The sequence below is a fragment of the Cycloclasticus sp. PY97N genome (assembly GCF_002443175.1).
GTDB lineage: Bacteria > Pseudomonadota > Gammaproteobacteria > Methylococcales > Cycloclasticaceae > Cycloclasticus > Cycloclasticus pugetii.
Genome location: NZ_CP023664.1, coordinates 1,073,774 through 1,098,465, shown reverse-complemented (window position 1 = coordinate 1,098,465; position 24,692 = coordinate 1,073,774). Strand labels below are relative to the sequence as shown.

General features: G+C 42.0%; 22 protein-coding genes and 1 other RNA gene. 16 read left to right on the top strand and 7 right to left on the bottom strand.

Annotated elements, in window-relative coordinates; genetic code table 11:
• The first annotated feature begins 4 nt into the window (after positions 1 to 4).
• The 3 genes from CPC19_RS05480 to CPC19_RS05470 are packed head-to-tail and all read left to right on the top strand — an operon-like array spanning position 5 to position 1,377.
• The gene (locus CPC19_RS05480; protein ID WP_016390050.1) at positions 5 to 499 is read left to right on the top strand and encodes an outer membrane protein assembly factor BamE; all 495 of its coding nucleotides are present in this window, start codon (positions 5 to 7) and stop codon (positions 497 to 499) included.
• A 1-nt stretch (position 500) separates the two neighbouring features.
• A complete protein-coding gene (locus CPC19_RS05475) occupies positions 501 to 929 on the top strand; it encodes a PaaI family thioesterase (protein WP_015006273.1) in 429 nt (142 codons plus the stop codon).
• 1 nt (position 930) lies between these two features.
• On the top strand, positions 931 to 1,377 hold the full coding sequence (locus tag CPC19_RS05470; protein ID WP_015006274.1) for a PaaI family thioesterase: 447 nt from the start codon (positions 931 to 933) through the stop codon (positions 1,375 to 1,377).
• 63 nt (positions 1,378 to 1,440) lie between these two features.
• Here CPC19_RS05470 and CPC19_RS05465 read toward each other — a convergent pair whose 3' ends face one another.
• The 6 genes from CPC19_RS05465 to CPC19_RS05440 form a co-directional block, all read right to left on the bottom strand.
• Positions 1,441 to 2,694: an aromatic ring-hydroxylating dioxygenase subunit alpha gene (locus CPC19_RS05465; RefSeq protein WP_016390049.1), complete on the bottom strand. Its 1,254-nt coding sequence runs from the start codon at positions 2,692 to 2,694 to the stop codon at positions 1,441 to 1,443.
• A gap of 15 nt (positions 2,695 to 2,709) precedes the next feature.
• Complete coding sequence (locus tag CPC19_RS05460) at positions 2,710 to 3,195, bottom strand: aromatic-ring-hydroxylating dioxygenase subunit beta (protein ID WP_015006276.1); 486 nt, start codon at positions 3,193 to 3,195, stop codon at positions 2,710 to 2,712.
• Positions 3,196 to 3,434: 239 nt separating this feature from the next.
• Positions 3,435 to 4,988, bottom strand: a complete 1,554-nt coding sequence (locus CPC19_RS05455) for a 2-isopropylmalate synthase (protein WP_016390048.1) — start codon at positions 4,986 to 4,988, stop codon at positions 3,435 to 3,437.
• A 244-nt stretch (positions 4,989 to 5,232) separates the two neighbouring features.
• A complete protein-coding gene (locus CPC19_RS05450; protein WP_015006279.1) occupies positions 5,233 to 5,541 on the bottom strand; it encodes an RnfH family protein in 309 nt (102 codons plus the stop codon).
• Entirely contained in the window at positions 5,534 to 5,965 is a 432-nt protein-coding gene (locus tag CPC19_RS05445; RefSeq protein WP_016390047.1) for a type II toxin-antitoxin system RatA family toxin, read from the bottom strand. The genes CPC19_RS05450 and CPC19_RS05445 overlap by 8 nt, the downstream gene beginning before the upstream one ends.
• A gap of 4 nt (positions 5,966 to 5,969) precedes the next feature.
• Positions 5,970 to 7,322, bottom strand: coding sequence for a sodium-dependent transporter (locus CPC19_RS05440; protein WP_020932295.1), 1,353 nt, complete (start codon positions 7,320 to 7,322; stop codon positions 5,970 to 5,972).
• A 109-nt stretch (positions 7,323 to 7,431) separates the two neighbouring features.
• On the opposite strand from CPC19_RS05440, the gene smpB reads away from it, so the two are divergent.
• From smpB to dmpG, 9 genes are all read left to right on the top strand, one after another.
• Positions 7,432 to 7,908 (top strand): SsrA-binding protein SmpB, encoded by a 477-nt coding sequence (gene smpB, locus CPC19_RS05435; protein ID WP_015006282.1) that lies wholly within the window; start codon positions 7,432 to 7,434, stop codon positions 7,906 to 7,908.
• Between the two features lie 227 nt (positions 7,909 to 8,135).
• Positions 8,136 to 8,511: a transfer-messenger RNA gene (gene ssrA / locus CPC19_RS05430) on the top strand.
• Positions 8,512 to 9,025: 514 nt separating this feature from the next.
• Positions 9,026 to 10,405, top strand: coding sequence for a TolC family protein (locus tag CPC19_RS05425; RefSeq protein WP_016390045.1), 1,380 nt, complete (start codon positions 9,026 to 9,028; stop codon positions 10,403 to 10,405).
• Positions 10,395 to 11,714 carry an efflux RND transporter periplasmic adaptor subunit gene (locus tag CPC19_RS05420; protein ID WP_016390044.1) on the top strand — a complete coding sequence of 440 codons (1,320 nt, stop codon included), beginning with the start codon at positions 10,395 to 10,397 and terminating at the stop codon, positions 11,712 to 11,714. Before CPC19_RS05425 ends, CPC19_RS05420 begins: the two co-directional genes overlap by 11 nt.
• Positions 11,707 to 14,868, top strand: a complete 3,162-nt coding sequence (locus CPC19_RS05415) for an efflux RND transporter permease subunit (RefSeq protein ID WP_016390043.1) — start codon at positions 11,707 to 11,709, stop codon at positions 14,866 to 14,868. The genes CPC19_RS05420 and CPC19_RS05415 overlap by 8 nt, the downstream gene beginning before the upstream one ends.
• Positions 14,869 to 14,894: 26 nt before the next feature.
• The gene (locus CPC19_RS05410) at positions 14,895 to 15,632 is read left to right on the top strand and encodes a response regulator transcription factor (protein ID WP_016390042.1); all 738 of its coding nucleotides are present in this window, start codon (positions 14,895 to 14,897) and stop codon (positions 15,630 to 15,632) included.
• 1 nt (position 15,633) lies between these two features.
• On the top strand, positions 15,634 to 16,914 hold the full coding sequence (locus tag CPC19_RS05405; protein WP_016390041.1) for a HAMP domain-containing sensor histidine kinase: 1,281 nt from the start codon (positions 15,634 to 15,636) through the stop codon (positions 16,912 to 16,914).
• A 189-nt stretch (positions 16,915 to 17,103) separates the two neighbouring features.
• Positions 17,104 to 18,021, top strand: coding sequence for an acetaldehyde dehydrogenase (acetylating) (locus CPC19_RS05400; RefSeq protein WP_269493162.1), 918 nt, complete (start codon positions 17,104 to 17,106; stop codon positions 18,019 to 18,021).
• Positions 18,021 to 19,091 carry a 4-hydroxy-2-oxovalerate aldolase gene (gene dmpG, locus CPC19_RS05395; RefSeq protein WP_015006298.1) on the top strand — a complete coding sequence of 357 codons (1,071 nt, stop codon included), beginning with the start codon at positions 18,021 to 18,023 and terminating at the stop codon, positions 19,089 to 19,091. The genes CPC19_RS05400 and dmpG overlap by 1 nt, the downstream gene beginning before the upstream one ends.
• Before the next feature lie 89 nt (positions 19,092 to 19,180).
• On the opposite strand, the gene CPC19_RS05390 is transcribed toward dmpG, so the two are convergent.
• Positions 19,181 to 19,768 carry a hypothetical protein gene (locus CPC19_RS05390; RefSeq protein ID WP_015006299.1) on the bottom strand — a complete coding sequence of 196 codons (588 nt, stop codon included), beginning with the start codon at positions 19,766 to 19,768 and terminating at the stop codon, positions 19,181 to 19,183.
• A gap of 240 nt (positions 19,769 to 20,008) precedes the next feature.
• On the opposite strand from CPC19_RS05390, the gene CPC19_RS05385 reads away from it, so the two are divergent.
• The 4 genes from CPC19_RS05385 to nhaD all read left to right on the top strand — a co-directional run bounded on the left by CPC19_RS05385 (position 20,009) and on the right by nhaD (position 24,691).
• On the top strand, positions 20,009 to 21,793 hold the full coding sequence (locus CPC19_RS05385; protein WP_015006300.1) for a DEAD/DEAH box helicase: 1,785 nt from the start codon (positions 20,009 to 20,011) through the stop codon (positions 21,791 to 21,793).
• Between the two features lie 8 nt (positions 21,794 to 21,801).
• Positions 21,802 to 22,008 carry a SlyX family protein gene (locus CPC19_RS05380; protein ID WP_015006301.1) on the top strand — a complete coding sequence of 69 codons (207 nt, stop codon included), beginning with the start codon at positions 21,802 to 21,804 and terminating at the stop codon, positions 22,006 to 22,008.
• Between the two features lie 36 nt (positions 22,009 to 22,044).
• Positions 22,045 to 22,965 carry a ribosome biogenesis GTPase YlqF gene (ylqF, locus tag CPC19_RS05375; protein WP_035850509.1) on the top strand — a complete coding sequence of 307 codons (921 nt, stop codon included), beginning with the start codon at positions 22,045 to 22,047 and terminating at the stop codon, positions 22,963 to 22,965.
• A 283-nt stretch (positions 22,966 to 23,248) separates the two neighbouring features.
• Positions 23,249 to 24,691 (top strand): sodium:proton antiporter NhaD, encoded by a 1,443-nt coding sequence (gene nhaD / locus CPC19_RS05370; RefSeq protein WP_016390039.1) that lies wholly within the window; start codon positions 23,249 to 23,251, stop codon positions 24,689 to 24,691.
• The last annotated feature ends 1 nt before the right edge of the window (position 24,692 follow it).

Here is a 24,692-nt window from a genome sequence, read left to right as displayed (position 1 = left end):
TTAAATGCGAAAGCGTCTCATTCTAATAATGATATTCATTTCAAGCTCAACCTTGGTGGCTTGTTCAACGACAGAAACCCTAAACGACAAGATGCTTGACGTTGCTGACACCCTACCCGGTGTTTATAAAATTGATGTCCATCAAGGAAATGTGGTGACTCAAAAAATGATTGACCAACTCCGTCCGGGCATGGATAAGCGGCAGGTAAAATTCATCTTGGGCACCCCTTTATTGGTGGATCCATTCCATCAGGAGCGTTGGGACTATTTCTACGATATAAGAAAGGCAGGCAAACCACATAAAAGAGAACGGATTACCGTTATTTTTAATGAAGGCAGTCTTGCTAGCCTAAAAGGTAATTTCAAACCTAGCAATGAGTTTAAGCCGATGACCATCGATACCAAGGTGATTGATGTCCCCAAACGAGAAAAAAAGGAAGTCGGTATTATGGAAAAAATACTTAAATTCATCGGCATCGAACCAGAAGCAAAACCCTAGCATGAGCATCCAATCTTATTTAAAAACAATTAACCAAACCCCTCACGCTAAAAAATTAAACATTACCTTGGTGAGCCATGGTGAAACATCCACCACATTAAAGCTTCCTTTTAGCAAACAGATTATTGGCGATTGTGTTAACAACTACATTCATAGTGGCGCTGTTTCCACTGCTATTGATACAGCCTGTGGCGCTGCTATTTTACAGGCACAAAACAATTTACGTGCTATGGCAACACTGGATCTAAGAATAGACCATATTCGCCCCGCTGCCTCCGGTGCCGATATAAACGTATATGCCGATTGCTACCATTTAACTCACACCATTGCTTTTGTTCGCGCCAGCGCCTATACCGATGATATAAATAGCCCTATTGCAACCGCCGTCGGTAGCTTTATGCGTTCTAACAAACAATTCCCAGTACAATAAAATGTCCTTAGTAGAAAAAATAAATGACATCAAACTGCGTCATGATTATGAGGCCATTGTAGAACTTATTCCGTATGCCAAAACAATCGGTGTAGAAACCAGCATGGTTGGCGAAAGCATCGTATCCAGCTTGCGCTTTATGGAAAGCAATATTGGCAACCCTGCGGTCCCTGCTTTGCATGGCGGCGTTATTGCTGGGTTTATGGAAAATTCCGCCCTGTTACATTTAATCTGGGAAATAGAACTCGTTAACATCCCTAAAATTATTGATGTCTCTATAGATTATTTACGCCCTGGGCAAACCACTACCACCTACTCAAAGTGCGATATTGTTCGCTTAGGAAGTCGTGTTGCTTTATGTAATATTATTGCTTGGCAAGAAGATATCAATAAGCCTATTGCGCAAGCGCGCGGACACTTTTTACTGTCAGAAAATAGACCTCTTTAATGCTATAAAAAAGCCTTGCTATCTATAGCAAGGCTTTACAGGTATCGATTTACTGTTTAACGCCTATACATCCATCATTTTCCTATACCCTTTCCACAAAGATCGTATCGCTCCCTCTGTCACAAAGTGATCATCTGTACCCGTTCCAACGCCACCCATTTCAAGTACATTAGTATAGTTTCCATCTCGCACAATAGCTTTTTGACACAACTCTGTTGATTCCCCATCTTCCATTGATATAAGCCCAGCAGGCCCGACAAGATTCAATTGTTTTAAGCGGAAGTTACGCATTTCTTCGGTATCATCGGCATAACCAAAAAACGTCCAAACTAGCTCAAACTCATTTTCATTCTTTGGCAGAATCTGCCGGAAAGCTAGTGTGTTTTGAATTTGGTGTACCACCAACGATGGAAAAAGCGAAAAAATGACGGTCGTGGTGTCATCATCAAATTCTTTCGACCCGGCTAACAAAGACGGGTCAGCTAACTGGTAAGTACCTTCTTGATAGGTTCTTGTGTTATCACTCTTAACATCAGATAACTTACTTTCATCTTCTTTACTATTTTCCACCCACAACACGGAGTGCACATCATTATTTACGATAGTACCACCACCTAATGAAGCACGATAAATACCAAACGTTGGGTGAAATAAATGTAACAGACTCGCATGATAAGGGTCTTTAGTATTTTCTGAATAAAACTTCCAATTACCAGCTATGTATTGACGAGTATGGCCGATCACTTCAATGGGCCCTTTTAAGATGCGCTTGAAATGATACGCTACATCTTCGCCCATATAAGTTTCAATATCAGGCGTTTCATCACTAAAGGTGCCAAAAATAACGCCCAGGTGATTAACAACACGAACTTTACGTAAGCTGTGTTGATCCTTAGCAAAGTCTTTTGGCATCCCTCCCTTGCCGCCAAGGCCACGTTGAAAAGGGACTCCACGCAAATCACCTTTAGCATCAAATGCCCACTGATGGTAGACACATGTGTAAGCACCATCTTCTGATTTGCCATGGCGCTCTCGGCAAATTTCCGCACCTCGGTGAGCACAGCGGTTCACCCAAGCGTAAATTTCATTATCTTGACCACGGGTAACAACCACCGGAGTGTCACCAATATAAGTAGACTTAAAACTGCCTTTTTCAGGCAACTCTGCTTCTGTCGATAAATAATTCCATGTCGGGCCGTTATGTATCTTTTTTTGCTCAAGATCGTAAACTTCACGACTATTAAATATTGAGTAAGGAACCGCCGTATGGTCTGTGCCAGCTGGCCATTTTAAATGTGGGGGAGTTATTGCATTCATCATCTTTCTCCTGACTTAAATAGGGATAACCATCAAGGTGGTAATTCTATGCGTGTCATAAATGACCACACGTTCTTTAAATTTAAGAACGCCATTTTCGCGAACAAGGAGATCAACATAGCGACCTACGTTATAAACGGTACTTTCACCATCATTACAGGTTTTAAAAACTGCGTAATTAGACTGCACCTTAATAGTGTCACCATCTTCTGTACTGATAACAGGGTTACTTGTGATATGGCGATACCATTGAACTTGATAAATATTAGCGTGCCTTAACGCCGTAATTCTATCTTGCAACATACCTTGGCTATCACACCACATAATAGCTGTCGGCATACCTATTTCATGGTTTTCTCTTGGAATAACCTTATACAAGCAATTTTCAGTAAAAAAATCTGGCCAACGTTCTAAATCATCATCATCGATACATTGAACGTAAGCATCAAGCAATTGACTGACTTCATGTTTTAATTCTGGCTCAATACTAGTACTTCTCATACCTTCTCCTCAATCTATTGGGTGCGCTAAAAACACCGGCGCGGATGAGTATCGCATTGAGCCTTAAATGAAAAAATGATCGAGATCAGAAAGGACGTATTACCTTTAATATCTTAAAATAAAAAAAGGCGCTCTGTTTAAATAACAGAACGCCTTTCGCGTGTGTTGCAGCGTTGCCAGCACATTAAAATATTAGTACTACTCTGCAAGCAAAGCCTCTAGTTTATTGGGCAGTCGATTCAAACCCCTTCATAGGCTTGAGGGTGAATCCGCACACTATCACCAAACAATCGATTGAGCGCATTGATATAGGCTTTTGCTGAGGCAATCACAATATCTGTATCCGAACCGTGGCCATTCACAATACGCCCTGCTTTTTCTAGCCTAACGGCAACTTCGCCTTGAGAGTCCGTCCCTTCAGTAACATTACTGACAGAATAAAGCTGAAGCGTAGCACCACTTTCCACGATTTTCTCAATGGCCTTAAATGTAGCATCAACAAGCCCACCACCTTGAGAGGTTTCTGTTTGCTCAACCTCATCTACCATTAACGTAATACAAGACTCAGGCATTTCCCCCGTTTCCGAACACGCTTTAACGGACACTAACTTAATCGCTTCACTAAAAGCTTCTTCCATTTTGAAGTCCGACACTAGGGCTTGAATATCTTCATCAAAAATTTCAGATTTTTTATCGGCTAAATCTTTAAAGCGACGAAAAGCATTATTTAACTCTTCTTGGCTATCCACCATTATGTTTAGCTTTTCTAAACGATCCTTAAATGCACTCCGCCCAGATAATTTCCCTAATACTAATTTATTAGAATTAAGACCAACATCTTCAGCCAACATAATTTCGTATGTTTCGCGCGATTTCAACACCCCATCTTGATGAATACCCGACTCATGGGCAAACGCATTAGCACCCACAATCGCTTTATTCGGCTGCACAGGAAAACCGGTTATACCCGACACCAACCGAGAGCAGGTCATAATCTGAGTTGTATCCAAGCCAACATCACAGGGAAATAAATCCTGCCGTGTTCGAACCGCCATCACAACCTCTTCAAGTGCTGCGTTTCCTGCACGTTCACCTAAACCATTGATTGAACACTCAACTTGGCGCGCACCATTCATAACACCGGCTAACGAGTTCGCCACTGCCAAGCCTAAGTCATTATGGCAATGTGTTGAAAAGATGGCCTTATCTGAATTGGGTACATTTTCAATTAACTGTCGAATCGTGTTGCCGTATTGGTCTGGCAAGTTATAACCCACAGTATCTGGAATGTTAATGGTTGTCGCACCCGCGTCAATAACCGCCTCAATAATCCGACACAAGAAATCAAGGTCTGAACGCCCCGCGTCTTCAGGCGAAAACTCAACGTTATCTGTGAAGTTTCTTGCCAATTTCACCGCATCAACAGCCTGTTCAAAAACCTGATCGGGGGTTAATAGCAACTTCTCTCTCATATGAAGTGGCGAGGTCGCAATAAAGGTATGGATCCGCGATGCATTTGCATCTTTAAGTGCTTCACCAGCACGTTCTATATCTGCTTTGTTTGCCCGCGCCAAACCACAAACCACACTGTCTTTAACGGTTCTTGCAATTCCTTGAACAGCGGCAAAATCGCCTTCACTTGAGATAGGAAAACCTGCCTCAATAATGTCAACCTTCATTTTCTCTAATGCTTTAGCGATACGAAGCTTCTCTTCTGCAGTCATTGCTGCACCGGGGCTTTGCTCACCATCACGTAAGGTTGTATCAAAAATTATTAACTTCTCTTTACTCATTTCTAAACTCCAAATGTCATCTTGATGACAAATTTTTACTTATACAATTAGCTAATTGCGTTTCACCTCGCCAGGTATATTCATTAGCCGCGTTGCGGCAGTCGAGCTAGGCTGAGAAGAAAAGACTTTGCAATGACAAAAAGGCGCACAGACACTTCACCAAAAGCGGCATTTAATGTTTTATTATTATCTGTGACTATCATAGTGACTAATATAATCCATTTCCTTGGTATTTCAAGGCAAATCATTCATTCGCTGAACGCGCACCTTTTTTGGTAACTTTTCCGGCTTCAGCACGTTGGCGTCTAACTTCTTTAGGGTCCGCAATTAATGGACGATAAATTTCAACGCGGTCTCCCACTCTCAATAGCGTATCTAGTTTACAAGGCTTACTGAAAACTCCCACCGCATTGTTGTCCAAATTAATATCCGGAAAATGTTTCAAAATCCCAGAGGCGTCTATCGCTTTTTGAACAGTCAACCCATCATGAAAAGGGACAACTAAAATTAATTGTTTTTCTGGCGTTGCGTAAGCCACCTCTACATTACCCATAAACCTCATCTGCCCTTTTGATAAAACAATCCATTAGTGAACCACATATTTGACTAAATATGGCACTAAAAACAAAATTACTAACGGAACTTTTAAACTCAAAGTCCACTTCCATTGTTATTTTACAAGCATCTTCACGAAGGTGCTTAAAACGCCATTCACCAGTCATAGACTTAAAAGGCCCTTCTAACAACTCAAGTTTAATGCTTTCACCTGCGGCTAATTGATTTTTCGTACTAAAGACTTTGTGCAACACCTTCCAAGCCACTTCAAGTTCCGCCGTCATACTGTCTTGCGTTTCAGACAGTACTTTACTACTTTTACACCATTTCAAAAACAATGGATACGATGCCACATCATTGACAAGGTCAAACATGTCTGCGGCTGAATGCCGTACTAAAGCACTGCGTTCTACTTTATGCATTGCCTTAGATCACATCAATTGATTTTAAGAAGACAATAACAACTGCCAGAGGCGATATAAATTTTACTAAAAACAGCCAAGTTTTATACAGCCACTGCCGCTTAAGGCTTAATTCCTTTACGCTATCTTCTTCACTCATCACCCAACCGGCAAAAACAGCTATGCATACACCACCCAAAGGCAACATGATATTTGCTGTTAGATAATCTAAAATGTCAAAAAATGTTTTACCAAAAAAAGTAACATCTGCTGTTAGGTTAAAGGATAAAACCGTACCTATACCCACGCCCCATGTGACAAGACCCGCCCAGATACATGAACGCATGCGGCTCATTTTTTTATTTTCAACCAACCAGGCAACAGCTGGCTCTATCAGCGATATTGATGAGGACCATGCTGCAAACACAAGTAATATAAAAAACAGCGTACCAAATATTGAACCATACGCCATATGCCCAAAGGCAATTGGCAATGTTTGAAAAATAAGGCCCGGTCCACTAGCTGGTTCCATACTATTAGCAAAAACAATGGGGAAGATAGCCAAGCCTGCCAATAACGCAACCACCGTATCCGCCAACCCAATCAGCATAGTGGTTGAACCAATTGAAACCTTAGACGGTAAATAAGAGCCGTACACCATGATCGCCCCCATGCCCAAACTAAGCGTAAAGAACGCATGTCCCATTGCGGTCAACACACCTTCACTGGTCATTTTCGTAAAATCTGCCTTAAATAAAAACGAAACGCCTTCTTCAAACGCACCACGCTCCATGGCGTAGCCCACCAATAAAATTAAAATAGCCAACAACGCAGGCATCAAGAACTTCACCGTTCGTTCAAGTCCTTTCACACCTCTAGCAACCACAAGCATCGTCACAATCATAAACAAACTATGCCATGCTAGTAGCTTTTCTGGGTCTGCCACAAAGGTGGCAAAGATATGACTAACTCCGTCAGCCGTAGCACCTTCAAAAACGCCCGATGCAACACGTACAACGTAGGCCATAGCCCAACCAGCAATAACACTGTAGTAAGACAAAATTAAGAACCCTGCGATAACACCCAGCCAGCCTAACCACGACCAATATCGGCTCGCTTTTGCTTCTGTTGCCAACGTTCTCATTGAATTAATGGGGCTTTGTCTTCCACGACGGCCCAACATTATTTCAGCCATCATAATGGGGATGCCTATGATCAAAATGCACAATAAATAAATAAGCACAAACGCACCACCACCATTTTCACCTGCAATATAGGGAAACTTCCATATATTGCCTAAGCCAACGGCCGAACCTGTAGCTGCCAAAATAAAGGCCAATCGGGATGACCATTCTCCATGTTGCGATATCTGTCTCATAAACCTTGAACGTTTGTTATTGATAATAAATTAACCCAACTTTACTATTTAACCAAGTTATTAGCTGACTTTTATAGCGATAAATCAACGCCTCGCTTAGAATATCGACATGGCAAGCAAAAAGAAAAAAACACATCCTAATTCCATCGCATCTAACAAAAAAGCGACACACGATTATTTTATCGAACAACGTTTCGAAGCAGGCATGGTCCTTGAAGGCTGGGAAGTTAAAAGCATCCGTGACGGACGCGTTCAATTAAAAGAAAGTTATGTCGTTATAAAAAATGGTGAAGCCTGGCTGGCCGGTGCACATATATCACCACTTTTGTCTGCCTCAACTCATATCGACCCAATGCAAACACGTTTACGAAAGCTCTTATTAAATCGTCGTGAACTTATCAACCTTGTTGCACTAGTCGAACGTAAAGGCTATACGATTGTTCCCTTATCAATGTATTGGGTTAAAGGCCGCGTAAAACTAGAAATCGGTTCGGCTAAAGGTAAACAGCTACATGACAAACGCGCCTCAGCTAAAAATAAAGACTGGCAGCGTGAAAAACAGCGCATCATGAAGCATTCAGGCTAGGCATACCAGCTACCTCACTTAAAATATCTAAGGCATGCTCCCCTTTTTTCACCTTTAAAAATTAGAACTTGGCTAAAACACATCCTCCCTGTGTTAATAACGGGTTGACATCCCTGCTATTAAGCCTACATAAACGCATAACCACCTGTTTTTTTTCTTCTCAATGAAAGAATTATTCACTATATTTGTGAACCTTTCATAATGTATAGTATCGAACCATAACCAAAGGGGGTGACCTGGCTTCGACGTGGGTAGCAAAACCTTAGGTGCATGCCGAGCTTTCAGGAATCTCGTAAAACATCTGAAAAATTATAGTTGCAAACGACGACAACTACGCAATCGCTGCCTAAACACCAGTAGATTGCTGTCTGACTGGAGCCGTGCTTATGCGTCCAGCGATCTTCGGATCATCTCAGGCATCATAGCTCATAAGATCGTATTGAAGCTTGTTCGGGGCGGATGTACTAAAACTTAACCGGAATCGTCTTTGGTCTTCCTAGCCTATCGGGTAGCCACTGATTAAACTAAAAGTTATAGGATAAGCATGTAGAGCCGAGGGCGGAGTGCTTGCGGACGCGGGTTCAATTCCCGCCACCTCCACCAATTACCAGTCTAATACAGACCGAGAAAGTCCAAGAAACCCTGCTATGTAGCAGGGTTTCTTGCATCTAGCACCCCAACCCACCCACTCGATCTATTCGCATCACATCTCAAATGGGGCAACATTAGGGGCAACAAGTCTTATCGAAATTGAGTTGCCCCCATATACCATTGACCAGCATAAAAATTAAAAATCCTAAACCGCGTATAAAACCTGGCGGAAGCACGACAACAAAAATTTGCCGTTTTTCAGGTAAAAAAGGCTTACACCTTGAGGTTGGTCTGAATAACTGTCGAAAACTTTACTAAACTGCCGCTTGTGCAAAATCCGGCTGCATTCCAACACCTCAATGCTCTAGTATAAACGCCTCTCCACATCTCTTTTTCGCCCTTCCCTCACCCCTACAACCTGCTAAATAAGCCTGAGTTTTCTATTTAAGTTCACTCTTAACCCTGCCTTAACCCTACTTTTGACATACTAAACTCAACAAAACTTTAAAACATGGGAGTGTTTTATATGAATAGAGTGATTCAATCGCTCGGCCTATTCGCAATATCTTTGGTATTAAACGCATGTGCGAACTTAGGTAATAAACAGCTTAGCGAATCGGCTCTGAATACAACGGGGCAAATGGTGACATGGCAAGCACAGGATGCTACTGCCGAAGATGCCAGTCAACTAACTGATTTGGTTGATATTGAGGCAATACCAAACCTTACGAATTTTATTCAAGAGGCATTAAACAATAATGCCAATTTACAACAAACATTAGTGACGTTACGAACGGCTCAGGTTGCTATCGATGTCGTAGAAGCAGACCAAAATGTTAATTTAAGTGCTGGAAACAGTGCTAGCAAAGCAAAGAATGAGAATTCTGGCTATAGCAACAACCTTAATATCAGCTGGGAGCTAGACTTATGGCAAAAGATCAGCAATGGTGTCAGCGCTGCTAACTTTCAGGCAGCAAGTGCTGAAGCTGCTTACCAATCAGCTCGCGACAGCTTGGTGGCCAATGTTTTACGTGAATATATTAATATTTTAAGCCAGCAACAGTTATTGAATATAGAACGCGCTCGGCTAACAGTATTTAAAAATAATGAAACGGTTATTTTAAACCGTTACCGCACGGGCTTGGGCTCATTAGACGATTTGGATACAGCCAGAACAAGCAGTGCCACCATACAGGCGACACTTGCTCAATATGAATATAATTTAGCAACGGCTAGGCGTACACTTGCGGTGTTGTTAGGTCGACAAGATCAAAGCCTAACCGAGCTAGATCAAACCTCTAGTTTTCCTGATGTACTGCTCCCTTTAGCGAACCTACCTAAACAAAATCTATCGCGTAGACCAGATTTACAAGCGGCTTATTACACACTCAAAGCATCTGAATTTGAGGTTGATGTTGCTTATAAAGCTTTATTGCCCAGTATTAACCTGTCAGCGGCATTAAGCGATAGCGCTAGTTCTGCTACTGACGCCTTATTTACTAATCCATTATGGAGTTTACTTGGGCAGATGACGGCGCCATTGTTTCAAGGTGGAGCACTACGCGCGCAGGTGGAAATAGAAAAACTAGCCTCTGTGAACGCTTGGTGGCTATATCAAGAGTCGCTATTAAACGCGGTACAAGAAACACAAACCGCACTAGACAATGAACGGGCATTAACTGAAAGAAAAAAATATACCAGCATGGCCATTGATAATGCCGAACGAAGCGTTAAAACCATTGAGGGCCAATATCGTCAAGGACTGGCTAACATTCTTGATTTAGTGTCGGTTTACAACAGCCGATTCGACTTACAAAGCCAGCTCATTCAGCTGCAAGCATCACAACTTCAAAACCGTATTAATTTAGGCCTAGCACTAGGCCTTGGAGTGCCCTATGAAAAATAAAAAACTTTTTGTCAGTTTAATTGCACTAGCAACTATTGTTATCGCCATCACTTATACCCTGATGAATATGGACGCTGGAAAAGCAAACAAGCCTCGGGGTAATCAGCCGGCAAATAAGGACAATAGCCCTGTTGAAGTTGATAGAAGCACAACTTCTGCCAAGCCGCCGCGAAACCTGTCAGCGCAAACCGAAAAGGATCGCAATAACAACGCTAGCGAAACCCAAGATGATGTAACTAAAAGAAACAGTGATAACTCTCAAGCGCAAGTTGGTGTTTATAAAGTGTCTGCCGCTAGCTATCATGCCGTTGTTAAAGGCTATGGCGAAGTTCAACCCGTTGACAGCTTAAGCTTAATCGCCCAAGTAAATGGACAGATCGATAAAATAGCCGCTAACTTTAAAACCGGCGCTTTAGTAAAAGCAGGTGAAACACTGGCATTTATTAATAAGACTCCCTACTTAAAAGCCTTAGCAAGCGCTCAGTCAGACTATCAAGCAGCCGTTGTATCGTTGGAAGAAGAACGTTTACTTGGCATACAAGCACGTGATGAATGGAGTCGTTCAGGTCTAGATGGTGACCCTGCGTCAGATCTGGTTTTAAGAGCACCACAATTAAAAGCTGCTCAGGCGGCCTTAGAAAAAGCTCGGCAAAGCGTGGCATCGGCAACACGTGATGTAGCGTTAACTGAGGTCACAGCACCCTTTGATGCACTGGTTATTAGCCGAGAGGTATCACCCGGTAGTTATATTCAAACTGGAGGGGCTGTCGCAAAACTATATTCTGTCGATAGTGCCGAAATAGCCATTGGTTTATCGCCTAGTCAATGGACATTGCTACCCAGCTATACCTCGCAAGCTGAACTAGACTGGCCGGTTAGCTTGTTGGATGCTTCAACAAATATTCAGTGGCAGGCCAATGTATCTCGTGTAGAACTTCATCAAGATATGACCACCCGACAACGAAATGCGATTGTTAGTTTAAACAAGCCACTTACCCAACAACCCCCACTACTTTTGGGTAGTTTTGTTAGTGCTCAAATACAAGGTATTAAGTTAGATAATATTTGGAAAATACCCGCTTCATCTGTCTCTCAAAAACAAGAAGTCTGGTTTATTTCACCGAGCAACAACACCTTGCAAAAATTTACCCCAAACGTGTTATTTGAAAATAAAGGTTTTGCATTTATCAGCCCATACCAACAACTTAAAAATGCGCTCATCGTTTCGCGGCCCTTAAACAGTTATTTGGCAAACACTCGAGTACAAGCTGTTATTGAAGCAACAACTGGAGAATCAAATAATGACTGAGCATAAGGGCATTATTGCTTGGTTTACTCAAAACCCTGTTGCAGCCAATTTACTGATGGTTAGTTTAATCATTCTTGGTTTGGTCTCCATGAATGACATTCGAAAAGAAGCCTTTCCGAGTATGGAGCCTCGCTTTATTACCATCTCTATGGTCTACGATAGTGGTGACGCAGAACAGGCAGAAGAAGGCATTGCAATAAAAATTGAAAATGCTCTAGAAGCCCTCCCAGGTATCAAGCGGATTACTTCAACGTCACATGCCAACGGCTCAACGGTGCAAGTTGAAAAAGAAACCGAATATGACCTCGATGTGCTTTTTACTGACATTAAAGCCGAAGTAGACAGTATTTATAATTTCCCATCCGATGCAGAAAAACCTGTTATAGAAAAAGCCCGCCGTCAACAACACGCCATTTGGGTGCAACTTTATGGCGATGTAGAACACAGCACTTTGCAATATTTAGGTGAACAACTTGAACGTGACTTGCTTGCAAAGCCTGACATCAGAGACGTAAATGCCAGTAGTTTTATTGACCCTATGATCTCCGTTGAAATCGACGAAGCCAAACTACAGGCTTACGGTTTATCCCTTTCTTCGGTGTCGGAGATTATTAACCAAGAGTCTAATACCGCACTAACCACCAGCTTGCGCAACAAAGAAAAAGTCATTCGCTTAAAAGCATCAGAACAAGCTTACTACGCCAAAGACTTTGCTGATATCCCACTGATTACCCATTCAACCGGCGTGGTACTGACGGTTGGCGATATAGCCAAAGTGACTGATATATTCGCCGATGACAGCTACAAACTATCGCGCTACAACGGCAAAAATGGTTATGGCATTCAAGTGATGATGGATGAATACGGTGACATCACTAGCATGGTAAATCAAGCCCATGAAGTGGTTGAAGCCTGGCATAAAAAGGGCTTGTTACCTGAAGGCGTTGAGCTGGAAACTTGGTACGACAAAAGCATCATGATCACCGAGCGTTTAAGCCTGCTAACCAATAATGCTTTAATGGGAGTAGCGCTGGTTTTTATAACCCTCGCGTTATTCCTAAATTTACGTGTCGCTTTTTGGGTTGCAGCCGGTTTGCCGTTTATCTTCTTTGGCACCTTGTACTTCATGACCGGCAACTACACCGACATGACATTAAATGAAATGACGACCTTTGGCTTTATTATGGCATTAGGTATTGTGGTGGATGATGCAGTTGTTATAGGTGAAAGTGTTTACTCTACGAGAAAACAGCATGGCGACACCGTGGATAACACCATATTAGGCACCCATAAAGTTGCTATACCGACGTTATTTGGTGTGCTAACAACGGTCGCCACGTTTTTTGCCTTATCTAATGTGTCGGGTGGCTTAGGCACCTTGTATTCACAATTCGGCACGGTTGTTACCCTCTGTTTATTGTTATCGGTGGTTGAGTCAAAACTAATTTTACCGGCGCATTTAGCCCACTTGCCCACCAAACAGCAAACAAGAACCGGCTTAGCAGGCATCTGGAATAAAATACAAACAGCCGCTGACAATGGCTTACAGTGGTTTAACTATCGAGTATACAAACGGCTGCTTAAGCTTACTATTGCGTATCGTTATGCGGCCATTATGTTTTTTATTGCTGTTTTTATCATTGTTATCAGCTTGCCGCTTACCGGTGCGGTACGTGTTAGCTTCTTCCCCAGCATGCAAGGTGATACCGTCACAGCCAATATGGCTTTGTACAGTGACGCGAGTTTTGGTCAAAATGAAAAGAACTTATTAACGCTAGAGCAAGCAGTACTAGAAGCTGACAAGCAACTATTGCAAGAAAAGAATAAACCAGGAACCGGCATTGGTAGTTTGCAAATATTGGCAAATGGCGACCAAAGTGGCAGCCTCACTATTTCGCTAGATGAAGCCAAGCCCTATTCTTTAGATGAACTATCCGCACGCTGGAATCAACTAGCGGGAAACTTAGAAGGCGTAAAAAGTTTAAAAATTCGCTCTCGTCGTGAAATGGTGGAAGGCTTTAAAGTTGAGCTTAAAAGCATTAATGAAGATACCCTGACGGCGGTGAACAACGCCTTTATAGAAAAGCTATCTGAAATCAATGGCGTGTATGCCATCGAAAGCTCTTTAACGCCAGGCGAAGCGATGATGCGTTTTGAGCTAACGCCTCAAGGACGCGCCATGGGGATGGACACCAGAAGCCTGTCCCAACAGCTGCTAAAAGCATTTGGCGGTGAAGTTGTTCAACGTTACCTGCGTGATAAAAATGAGGTTAAAGTGAGGGTGCGTTACCCAGAAAAAGACCGAATGAATCCCTCTGATGTATTAACAACGCAAGTACGATTAGCCGATGGCACGGTTGTTCCTTTAAGTGTTGTTGCCAGTATTATTCCCGATGTACAACAAAAACAGGTGGTGCGCATTAACGGGCTACGAGCACTCACTGTAAGCGCATCGGTTGACGGCGATCTGATTACTTCTACTGAACTGGTCAACCACCTAAACGAAAGTTTTGCTCCTCAGCTGGAACGACAATATCAGGATTTATCCTTGTATTTTGCCGGAGAAGCCGAAGAGCAAGCCGAAACACAAAGCTCAATGCAAAGCGTATTTATTCTCGCTTTATTGTCTATTTTTGCGCTGTTAGCTATTCCATTAAAATCATATGTGCAGCCATTAATTATAATGACAGCCATCCCTTTCGGAATAGTCGGCGCCATTATTGGGCATTGGTCTAACGGGCTTATGTTGAGCTTATTATCACTCAATGGCGTCTTGGCGCTAAGCGGTGTCGTGGTGAATGATAGTTTATTACTGGTTTCGCGTTTTAATACCTTACGCCAAGAAGGTTTAGCGATAGAAGCCGCTGTTATCGAAGCATGTACAAGTCGTTTGCGCGCTGTACTGCTCACCTCTATCACCACATTTGCAGGCTTATACCCAATATTAGGCGAAACATCGATGCAGGCACAATTTTTAATCCCGGCTGCAGCATCACTGGGCTATGGCATTTTATTTGCCACGTTTATTACACTTTTATTAACCCCCGCTTTATTGTTAATTTACGATGACATCTCTGGCGTCTTTAACCGTGCGTTATCTAACCAGCCGTTAAGCAAAATGAAGCTGCCAACTACAGAAAATAATCAGAGCTAGATCGATCAATGCACACTGGAGAGCAGATGATACGAGTATTATTGGTAGAAGATAATTTAGGCCTTGCAGGCAATATTATTGACTATTTAGAGTTGGAAGACATGGCCTGCGATCATGTCGTTAACGGTATTGCCGCTTTGAACTTAATGAATGCACAAAGATTCGACGTTATCATCCTTGATATCAACCTGCCAAAAATGGATGGGTTTCGTGTCTGCGAACATGTAAGAAATCAAGGTGATGACACCCCTATCATTATGCTAACTGCCAGAGACAAGCTGGAAAGTAAACTAGAAGGCTTTCAAATGGGGGCTGATGATTACTTAGTGAAACCTTTTGAAATGGCCGAATTGGTCGCCCGCGTGATCACACTATCGACACGACGCTCTGGACAAATAAAAAAACTCCAATTTGGTAATGTTTCTTTAGATCTAAAAGCACAAATCGCCTCTGTTAACGAGAGCCTTTTAAAGCTCAGCCCAACCACCTTTAAAATCCTTCAAGTACTACTTCGTGAACAAGGTAATGCCGTCAGTCGCCAGCGCCTTATCGATGCCGTTTGGAAAGATGAAGCGCCTGAAAGTAATACCTTAAAGGTGCATATTCATAACCTACGAAAATTGCTGGCTCAAGGCGGCTCTAGTATAGAGGTAAAAGCACTTCCAAACGCTAGTTTCTGTATTACTTTAACAAGCACCCCATCCTCAAAGGTTGCAGACGATAATGACATTGAGCAAACCGATAACAAGCAGGAGCGCAGATAGTATGGTGAATGATTTACGACTTAGTTTACGCCGTTATATTTTGTGGTCATTATTTAGCCTTGCAGCCATTTTGATCATTCTTTTTTCAATTCAAAACAGTGATAGTTTTTTTGATGGCATGGACGGCATGCTAAAAAGAACCATGATTCGTGTTGCTGAAAGGGCTCAATTAGATACAAGCGGTAGTGCAAAAATTCTTGATTTTTACATTTCAGATCAATACAACAAGTTACCTGAAAAAATTCGCTCAAGCTTTAAACCCACCGACTTTCAGCCATACGTATTGTTAAAAAACATTAACAAACCGAATTGGTTTAAAAGACCGGAATCTGCACAGTTTGCCTTGCTGGCACGCTTACCAAATGGCGATATTCGCTATGTATCACAAGCTTTTGAGGCCCCACCCACTCGTCAAACCAGACCTTTTCATATCAATCGCATTATCTATAACATACTGCTTGGCCTAATTGCTCTGGCTTCTTTTGCGCTTGCTTTGCAGTTTCTTATGCGCAGCGTCACAAGGCCAGTAGAAAAGCTTCAACAATGGGCCGCTAAGCTTGACGAGAAACAACTCGACTCACCCATTCCTTCATTTAAATACAAAGAACTAGATGCCCTTGCACATATTATTCATAACAGTTTGCAAGATGTTCGCACGACGTTATACCGCGAAAGAGAGTTTGTTAACCATGCCAGCCATGAATTACGCACCCCTATTGCCGTTATTCGCAGCAGCAGTGAACTTTTGCAAAGAGTTGTCGATCCTGAAAATATTAAAGGCAATAATGCCATTGCTCGCATTGATCACGCCTCAAAAACGATGGCCGATTTAACCGAAACACTGTTATGGCTAGGAAGGGATACACATGAAACCCTGCCGCTAAACGCCATCAACATTAAGTCAATGATAGAACAGATCAGTGAAAATTTAATGTACCTACTGTCAGGTAAAGAAGTCACCGTTAACTGTCATTTAGAAAACTGTGAGCTAACTTTGCCTAAAACAGCCACTGAAATAATCATAGGGAATATCATCCGTAATGCATACCAACATACTTATTGTGGCTCGGTAGAGATAAACCTTAATAGTCAAATACTTACTGTTATAAATAAAGAAAAAAGTAGCCCACGTGCACCCAACTATATTGAAAAAGAAAATCTAGATGATGGCTATGGTATAGGTATTAAACTGATCGATAAATTAGCGACTAAATTGGGCTGGTCTTATCAACATCGAGCGTTGAATAACGGTTATCAAGTGGTTCTTTCGCTCAGCGATTAAGCAACTTAAAGTAAGCTTCGTGTCTGCCAAAAATAAGCCACTAAAACTGCCCAAACCCTCACAGCTACAAAAACCTAGTTTTTTAAAGACACGAATAGTAGAATCTTACTTTTAATTTTGGTTATTTAGTTAAAATTAAATCTTCATAACCAAGCTTCATAGCGAATACCTCTCCACAAAAAAAGGACAATCATGGAAAAAATCAAGTGCGCATTGATTGGATCTGGCAATATTGGCACAGATCTTATCTATAAAATTCAAAGAAGCCCTTATCTTGAACCTGTTTGGATGGTAGGTATTGATCCAAAGTCTGAAGGTTTGCTCCGCGCTAAAAATATGGGCCTCAAGGTAACCTCTGATGGTGTCGATGGTTTATTACCTCATGTGCTTGAGGACAATATTCAAATAGCCTTTGATGCAACCAGTGCCTATGTTCACGCTGAAAACAGCCGTAAACTTAATGAGCTTGGCGTGTTAATGATTGATTTAACACCGGCCGCTATTGGCCCCTTATGTGTCCCACCCGTTAACTTAAGCCAGCATACTGAAAAGCTTGAAATGAACGTAAATATGATTTCATGTGCAGGGCAAGCCACTATTCCTATTATAAGCGCGGTATCAGGCATTCAATCTGTTGAGTATGCAGAGATTGTGGCCAGCCTTGCTTCAAAGTCTGTTGGCATTGGTACTCGTGAAAACCTTGACGAGTTCACCTATACAACCTCCGGCGCTATTGAAACGGTTGGCGGTGCTCGTAAAGGCAAAGCCTTAGCTATTATTAACCCTGCTGAGCCGCCACTTATTATGCGTAATACTATTTACTGTATTACCGATGATAAACCACAGGAAGACAAGATCGTTGAGTCCATCCTAAATATGATTGAAGAAGTTAAAAAGTACGTCCCAGGCTACAAACTTATTAATGGGCCTATTTTTGATGGCAATAAAATTTCTGTGTTTATGGAAGTTGAAGGGCTTGGTGACTATTTACCCAAATACGCTGGCAACCTTGATGTAATGACTGCTGCTGCCACTAGAACGGCAGAGATGTTCGCGGAAGAAATTCAAAATGGAACAATAACTCTTAAACCTGTGGAGGCTGCGTAATGTCAGAGTCAACAACCGAAAAACTAAGCTCATTAGATGGCCGCAAAGTTATTTTACATGACATGTGCCTGCGTGATGGCATGCATGCCAAGGGTGAACAAATTTCTGTTGAAGAAATGGTTCGCGTTGCAACCGCATTAGATGATGCAAACGTTCCATACATTCAAGTCACACATGGTGCAGGGCTGGGTGGTAATTCATTGCAGCATGGCTTTTCAATGGCCACTAATGAAGAATACATTTCTGCCGTCGCCCCTTTAATGAAGCAAGCTATTGTGTCGGTTTTGCTGATTCCTGGAATGGGCACGATGAAGGAACTTCAATCCGCTTATGATGCTGGCGCACGTAGTGTTCATGTCGCCACGCATTGCACGGAAGCAAACACATCACCTCAACACATCGCTTTTGCTCGCAAATTGGGCATGGATACTACCGGCTTTTTAATGATGGCCCATTTAAATACTGCTAAAGGCCTTGCCGAACAAGCAGCATTGATGGAGTCTTATGGTGCACAAACTGTTTACCTAACCGACTCGGCTGGTTATATGTTGCCTGAAGATGTTACGCGCTGTATTTCAGCCTTACGTGATACGTTAAAACCTGAAACAGAAATTGGCTTTCATGGTCATCACAACCTTGGAATGGGCATTGCAAACTCTATTGCAGCTATTGAAGCAGGCGCTAGCCGAATTGATGGATCAGCAGCCGGTTTGGGTGCTGGCGCAGGCAATACACCATTAGAAGTTTTTGCCGCTGTGTGTGAGCGCATGGGCATCGAAACAGGTGTTGATTTATTTAAGCTCATGGATCTTTCAGAAAATATTATTCTGCCATTAATGGATCATGTTATTCGTGTTGATAGAGAGTCATTAACCTTAGGTTATGCTGGTGTTTACTCAACTTTCTTATTGCATGCAAAACGTGCAGCTGAACGATTTGGTATTCCTGCTCGCGATATTCTCGTTGAACTGGGCAGAAAGAAAATGATTGCAGGCCAAGAAGATATGATTGTTGATACGGCGATGACAATGGCTAAACAACGAGGCATAGAAATTACTACCAGCGTGTAAGAAACAACGCTAGGAACAGTATAAAAAAGCCTTGCCATTAACATGGCAAGGCTTTTTTATTAGTTAATATAAAACTAAATTTAAAATACTTAAACGCCTAAAGCATCTCTGGCCAACGAACTGCCCGACCCTTGCAATGGCCCTAATGGGTTTTTGCGTGACTTTTCAGAATCTAGAAACGGCACGCCACTCCAAATTTTATAAACAGCTACGCCATTATCTAACACAATCAGCGCATCAAAACGCCAACCCGTTTCTATTGTTTTACGCTTAAAGCCCAACAAATCATTAAACACGCTACCCACGCGTTTTCTTTTAATAATACCCGGATGCGCCTCATAGGCAATACAGGCCTCTTGCTTCATCAAACAATTTCTAACACTTACTGGTAGGTGCTCCAATTTAACAGAATTAGTTGGCATAAATTTTTGCAGAATATCTAAGTACGACAGTATTTTTACATTTGGTGTTGAGTAAGGATTAAAACCCAATTGCTGTAACTCTTCGATTGTTGTTTGGTTAAGAATAATTTTATCGTATGCAGACATGGCCTGTTTGAAGCTATTCCAAGGCGATTTAGTCACATCTTCTGTTCTAGGAAGCGGGCTGCCGCAGGCTGTTAGGAAGAAAAAAACCAATAAACAAAGCAATAAACGATGCTCTCTCCCATTTTCCATTTTGCTAACCCTTTTTTTATTTGAATTTTATTAACTGCTTACCTTAAAGAATAGCTGATTCTTATTAATTTGCGCATCCTTTAAGCGCTTAATTCATCAACAAAATGGGTGATTACTGCTCTTGTTCGGTTAATCTCCAATTTTTAAGCATAAAAGTTTATAATAACCACTTTATCTCTGATAGAAGGTTTAGATGAATGCAATCTAACACCCCGACTATCCCAATTGAAGGCTCTAAAAATGACATCCCAACCTACCTTAGGCTTCGCTGACTTAGCGTTGTCTACTCCTGTAATGGACGCTCTAAAACGCATCGGTTACGAACAACCCTCTCCTATTCAAGCTGAAGCAATACCACATTTGCTAGATGGCCATGATTTAATTGGTACAGCACAAACAGGTACTGGTAAAACAGCCGCATTTGCTTTACCCCTTTTATCAAAAATTGACTTAACAGTCAGCGGCCCGCAAGTATTAGTGCTAGCACCCACACGTGAACTAGCCATTCAAGTTGCTGAGGCATTTAAAACCTATGCTAGCTCAATGAAGGGCTTCAATGTGTTGCCAATTTATGGCGGCCAAGCGATGGATACCCAATTAAGGCAACTGCGCCGCGGCGTACACGTTGTTGTTGGTACACCAGGCCGTGTAATGGATCATTTACGCCGTAAGACGTTAAAACTAGATAACCTAAAAACCATCGTCTTAGATGAGGGCGATGAAATGCTAAGAATGGGTTTTATTGAAGATGTAGAGTGGATTTTAGAACAAACACCAGAGCAACGACAGGTTGCCCTATTCTCTGCAACCATGCCTGCCCCCATTCGACGTGTTGCCGACAAATATCTAAGCTCACCAAAAGTCGTTAAAATTATTTCTAAAACATCAACCGTTGAACGCATTGAGCAACGTTTTTGGATGGTTAGCGGCTTACATAAACTAGATGCTTTAACGCGAATCCTTGAGGTTGAAGACTTTGACGGCATTATTATGTTTGTCCGCACAAAAGCATTGACCGTAGAGTTAGCTGAAAAACTCGAAGCCCGTGGCTATTCCGCCTCGGCTATTAATGGTGATATGACCCAAGCGCTTCGTGAACGAACCATTGGTCAATTGAAAAAAGGTCAAATTGACATTCTGGTTGCCACCGATGTCGCGGCCCGCGGCATCGATGTTGCCCGTATCAGCCATGTTGTGAACTATGACATCCCTTATGATACAGAAGCCTATGTTCACCGTATTGGGCGTACTGGTCGCGCAGGTAGAACAGGCAAGGCGATTTTATTTGTTGCACCACGCGAACGTCGCCTACTACGTGCTATTGAAAACGCTACCCGTCAGCCAATCAAACCCATGGAGTTACCAACTCGCCAACAAGTTAATGAAAAACGAGCTAACGACTTTAAAGCAACACTGACACAAGTGATGTCGAATAAGAAATTAGATTTTTTCCACCAGCTTATTCAGTCCTATATAGAAGAACACGATGCTGACCCGATTCAACTAGCAGGGGCATTGGCCTATTTGGCTCAAAAAGACAAACCATTGATGCTTGAGGAATCCTCTAAAAAATCATCAGCCAAAGAAGGGAAAAGCCCTCGTCAAGACGCCTCAATTAAAGGCGAAAGAAGAAGCAAATCATTGCGCCCAGATAAAGATGATTTACCCAAAAGTAAACGTGGCAACCCCAAAGTGCCGATGGACAACTACCGCATTGAAGTTGGAAAAAACCACAATGTTATGCCGGGTGATATTGTTGGCGCCATTGCCAACGAAGCAGATGTTGAACCAAGACACATCGGCCATATAGAGCTCAATGAAGACCACAGTTATATTGAATTGCCCGTTGGCATGCCAAAAATTGTTTTTCAAAGCCTGAAAAAAATTCGCGTTCGAAATCAGCCGCTTAATATCGAGCGAACCGATCATGTAGCAAAGCCTGCCGCAACCTCGGCGAAACCCGCTAAAGGTAAGAAAAAAACGTACACTAAAAAACCTAAAAAGAAAAAAACCAAGTCGTTTTAAACTTAAGTATGGACGAAAGAATTACAGAACTTGAAATAAAAGTGGCATATCAAGAAGACACGATCCAACAATTGGATCGTGTTCTTTGTCAGCAGCAAGATCAAATAGACTCGCTCAAAAAACAAATCAAAGAGCTAACAAACCGCTCTCAAGACACATCCACGGACACGAAAAGCCTATTTTCCGCCTTGGATGAAGTTCCGCCACATTATTAGAAACAACCGATACTCAACTAACAGATAAACCTAATCATGAGCATAAACTGGTATCCAGGGCATATGCATAAAGCCCAAAAGGAGATTAAACAGCGCCTCCCCGAGGTGGATATGTTTATTGAAGTATTAGACGCAAGGATTCCATACAGTAGCGAAAACCCTATGCTGGCTAGTATTCGTGCTGATAAGCCTTGTATTAAAATTCTAAACAAAACGGATTTAGCTCAAGCTGATAAAACAAAAGCTTGGCAGGAATACTTAGAACGCAACAAAAACACAAAGACACTGGCATTAAACTTAAATCAACCGAATAAAAGTGAACAAATATTCTCACTTTGCCAAAAACTAGTGCCAAACAAAGGAACAAAAATATCCCCTATTACCTGCCTTATTACAGGTATTCCTAATGTTGGAAAATCTACATTAATCAACACATTAGCAGGAAGAACCATTGCCAAAACGGGCAATGAACCCGCCGTCACTCAAACACAACAACGGATTGACCTAGGCAATAATATAATCTTATTTGACACACCCGGCCTACTTTGGCCAAAAGTAGAAAACGAAGATAGCGGCTATCGTTTAGCCATCACAGGGGCCATCAAAGATACGGCTATTGAATATGATGATATCGCTTATTATGCCGCTGAGTATTTCCTAAAAGAACACCCCGATGCCTTAATGGAACGCTACTCGCTAGATGAGCCACCAAAAAATGAAACTGCCCTACTTGAATCCATCGGTAAAAAAAGGGGGGCTTTAGTCTCTGGAGGTCGTGTCAACCTCAATAAGGCTTCTGCTATTTTTATTCATGATTATCGAAGTGGAACCTTAGGCAACATCACACTGGAAACACCCAAAATGATTGAGCTTGAAATCGCTAAAACTGAAAAAATACTAGCCGAAAAAGCTGCACTAAAAGCCGCTCGAAAAAAGAATTGGAAAAATAAAAAATAATAGCTGATCTTAGTTTTATCTAATAACGCTTGTTAGATCAGTGCGCATGTTTTTCATTTCTTGCAGTTAACCTATATCCACCTATTTATAATGCCCTTTCAATGGCCGTTTGCGCCTATTACATAGGCTCAAAAACAAACTTGCCTACGTCGCCTGATCAGGTCGGGCACAATTAAATTCAGAGTCACATTTGCTAATTAAGGTTTGCGATCCAGTAGTCTGTCAATGATATAATAGGCTTTTCATCTCTATCCCACCCACCTGTATTACACCTAAGGAATCAATGAACTTATCTACACGCTTTGCTTACCTACTATTTATATTTTTTGTACCCACCATAGCGTTTGCTAGTAATACCAGCGAAACAAGTCATCTTGATCTAACCGACAATATAATTGGCTATTTAGCCCTTGGCGTATTTGCTATTGCCTACCTATTAGTTATTTTTGAAGAACAGCTTCATTTACCCAAATCAAAGCCTGTTCTTTTAGCAGCAGGCATCATCTGGATCATGATTGCCATTGCTTACCAACAACATGGTTTTGATGACTCCGCTGAAATTGCAATACGACATAACTTTCTTGAGTACGCAGAGCTATTTTTCTTTCTCCTAGTCGCCATGACCTACATAAACGCCATGATAGAACGAGGTGTGTTCGATGCGTTAAGAGGTTGGTTAGTTGAGAAAAACTTTAGTTATAAATCGTTGTTTTGGCTTTTAGGGATACTCGCTTTCTTTATATCCCCAATAGCTGACAACTTAACCACCGCGCTTATTATGTGCACAGTTGCCTTGACGGTTGGTACCAAAGAACCAAAATTTGTGGCCATTTCATGTATTGCTATCGTTGTTGCAGCAAACGCTGGAGGTGCCTTTAGCCCGTTTGGCGATATTACAACACTGATGGTTTGGCAAAAAGGACTTGTTCGTTTTACCGAGTTTTTCACCTTATTTTTGCCGTCTTTTGTTAACTACCTCGTGCCTGCGGCCATCATGCATTTTTTCATTCCAAGCGGCTCCCCCGACAAAGTTGACGGCGAACAACTTGTAATGCATCGCGGAGGAATAGTCATTGTCGTCCTATTCTTATTAACCATTCTAACGGCTGTGAGCTTCCACAACTTTCTTCATTTACCCCCTGCTATTGGCATGATGACCGGTTTGGCGTATTTAAAGTTTTTTGGCTACTATCTCAAAAGAACCTATCGTTTTAGCGGCAACCCCACAGAAGACCGATTTAACGAGGGCATGGAAGCGAGAAATACTGACTATACTCGTGATAAAGACTTTGATGTCTTTAAAAAAGTGGCTGGCGCAGAATGGGACACCTTATTCTTCTTCTACGGCGTTATTATGGCTGTCGGTGGATTAGGCTTTATTGGTTATCTAGGCATGATTTCTGAAACGATGTATGGTGAGCTAGGACCAACGGTTGCCAATGTCATCGTAGGCGTACTCTCGGCTATTGTCGATAATATCCCTGTTATGTTTGCGGTACTCACGATGAACCCAGATATGTCACATGGCCAATGGCTGTTAGTCACTCTTACAGCTGGTGTTGGTGGTAGCTTGCTTTCCATTGGCTCGGCTGCAGGTGTAGCTTTAATGGGGCAGGCTCGTGGCATTTACACGTTTGCTTCTCACCTTAAATGGACACCGATTATCGCGTTAGGCTATATAGCCAGTATCTATGTTCACCTATGGGTTAATGCATCACACTTTTAAC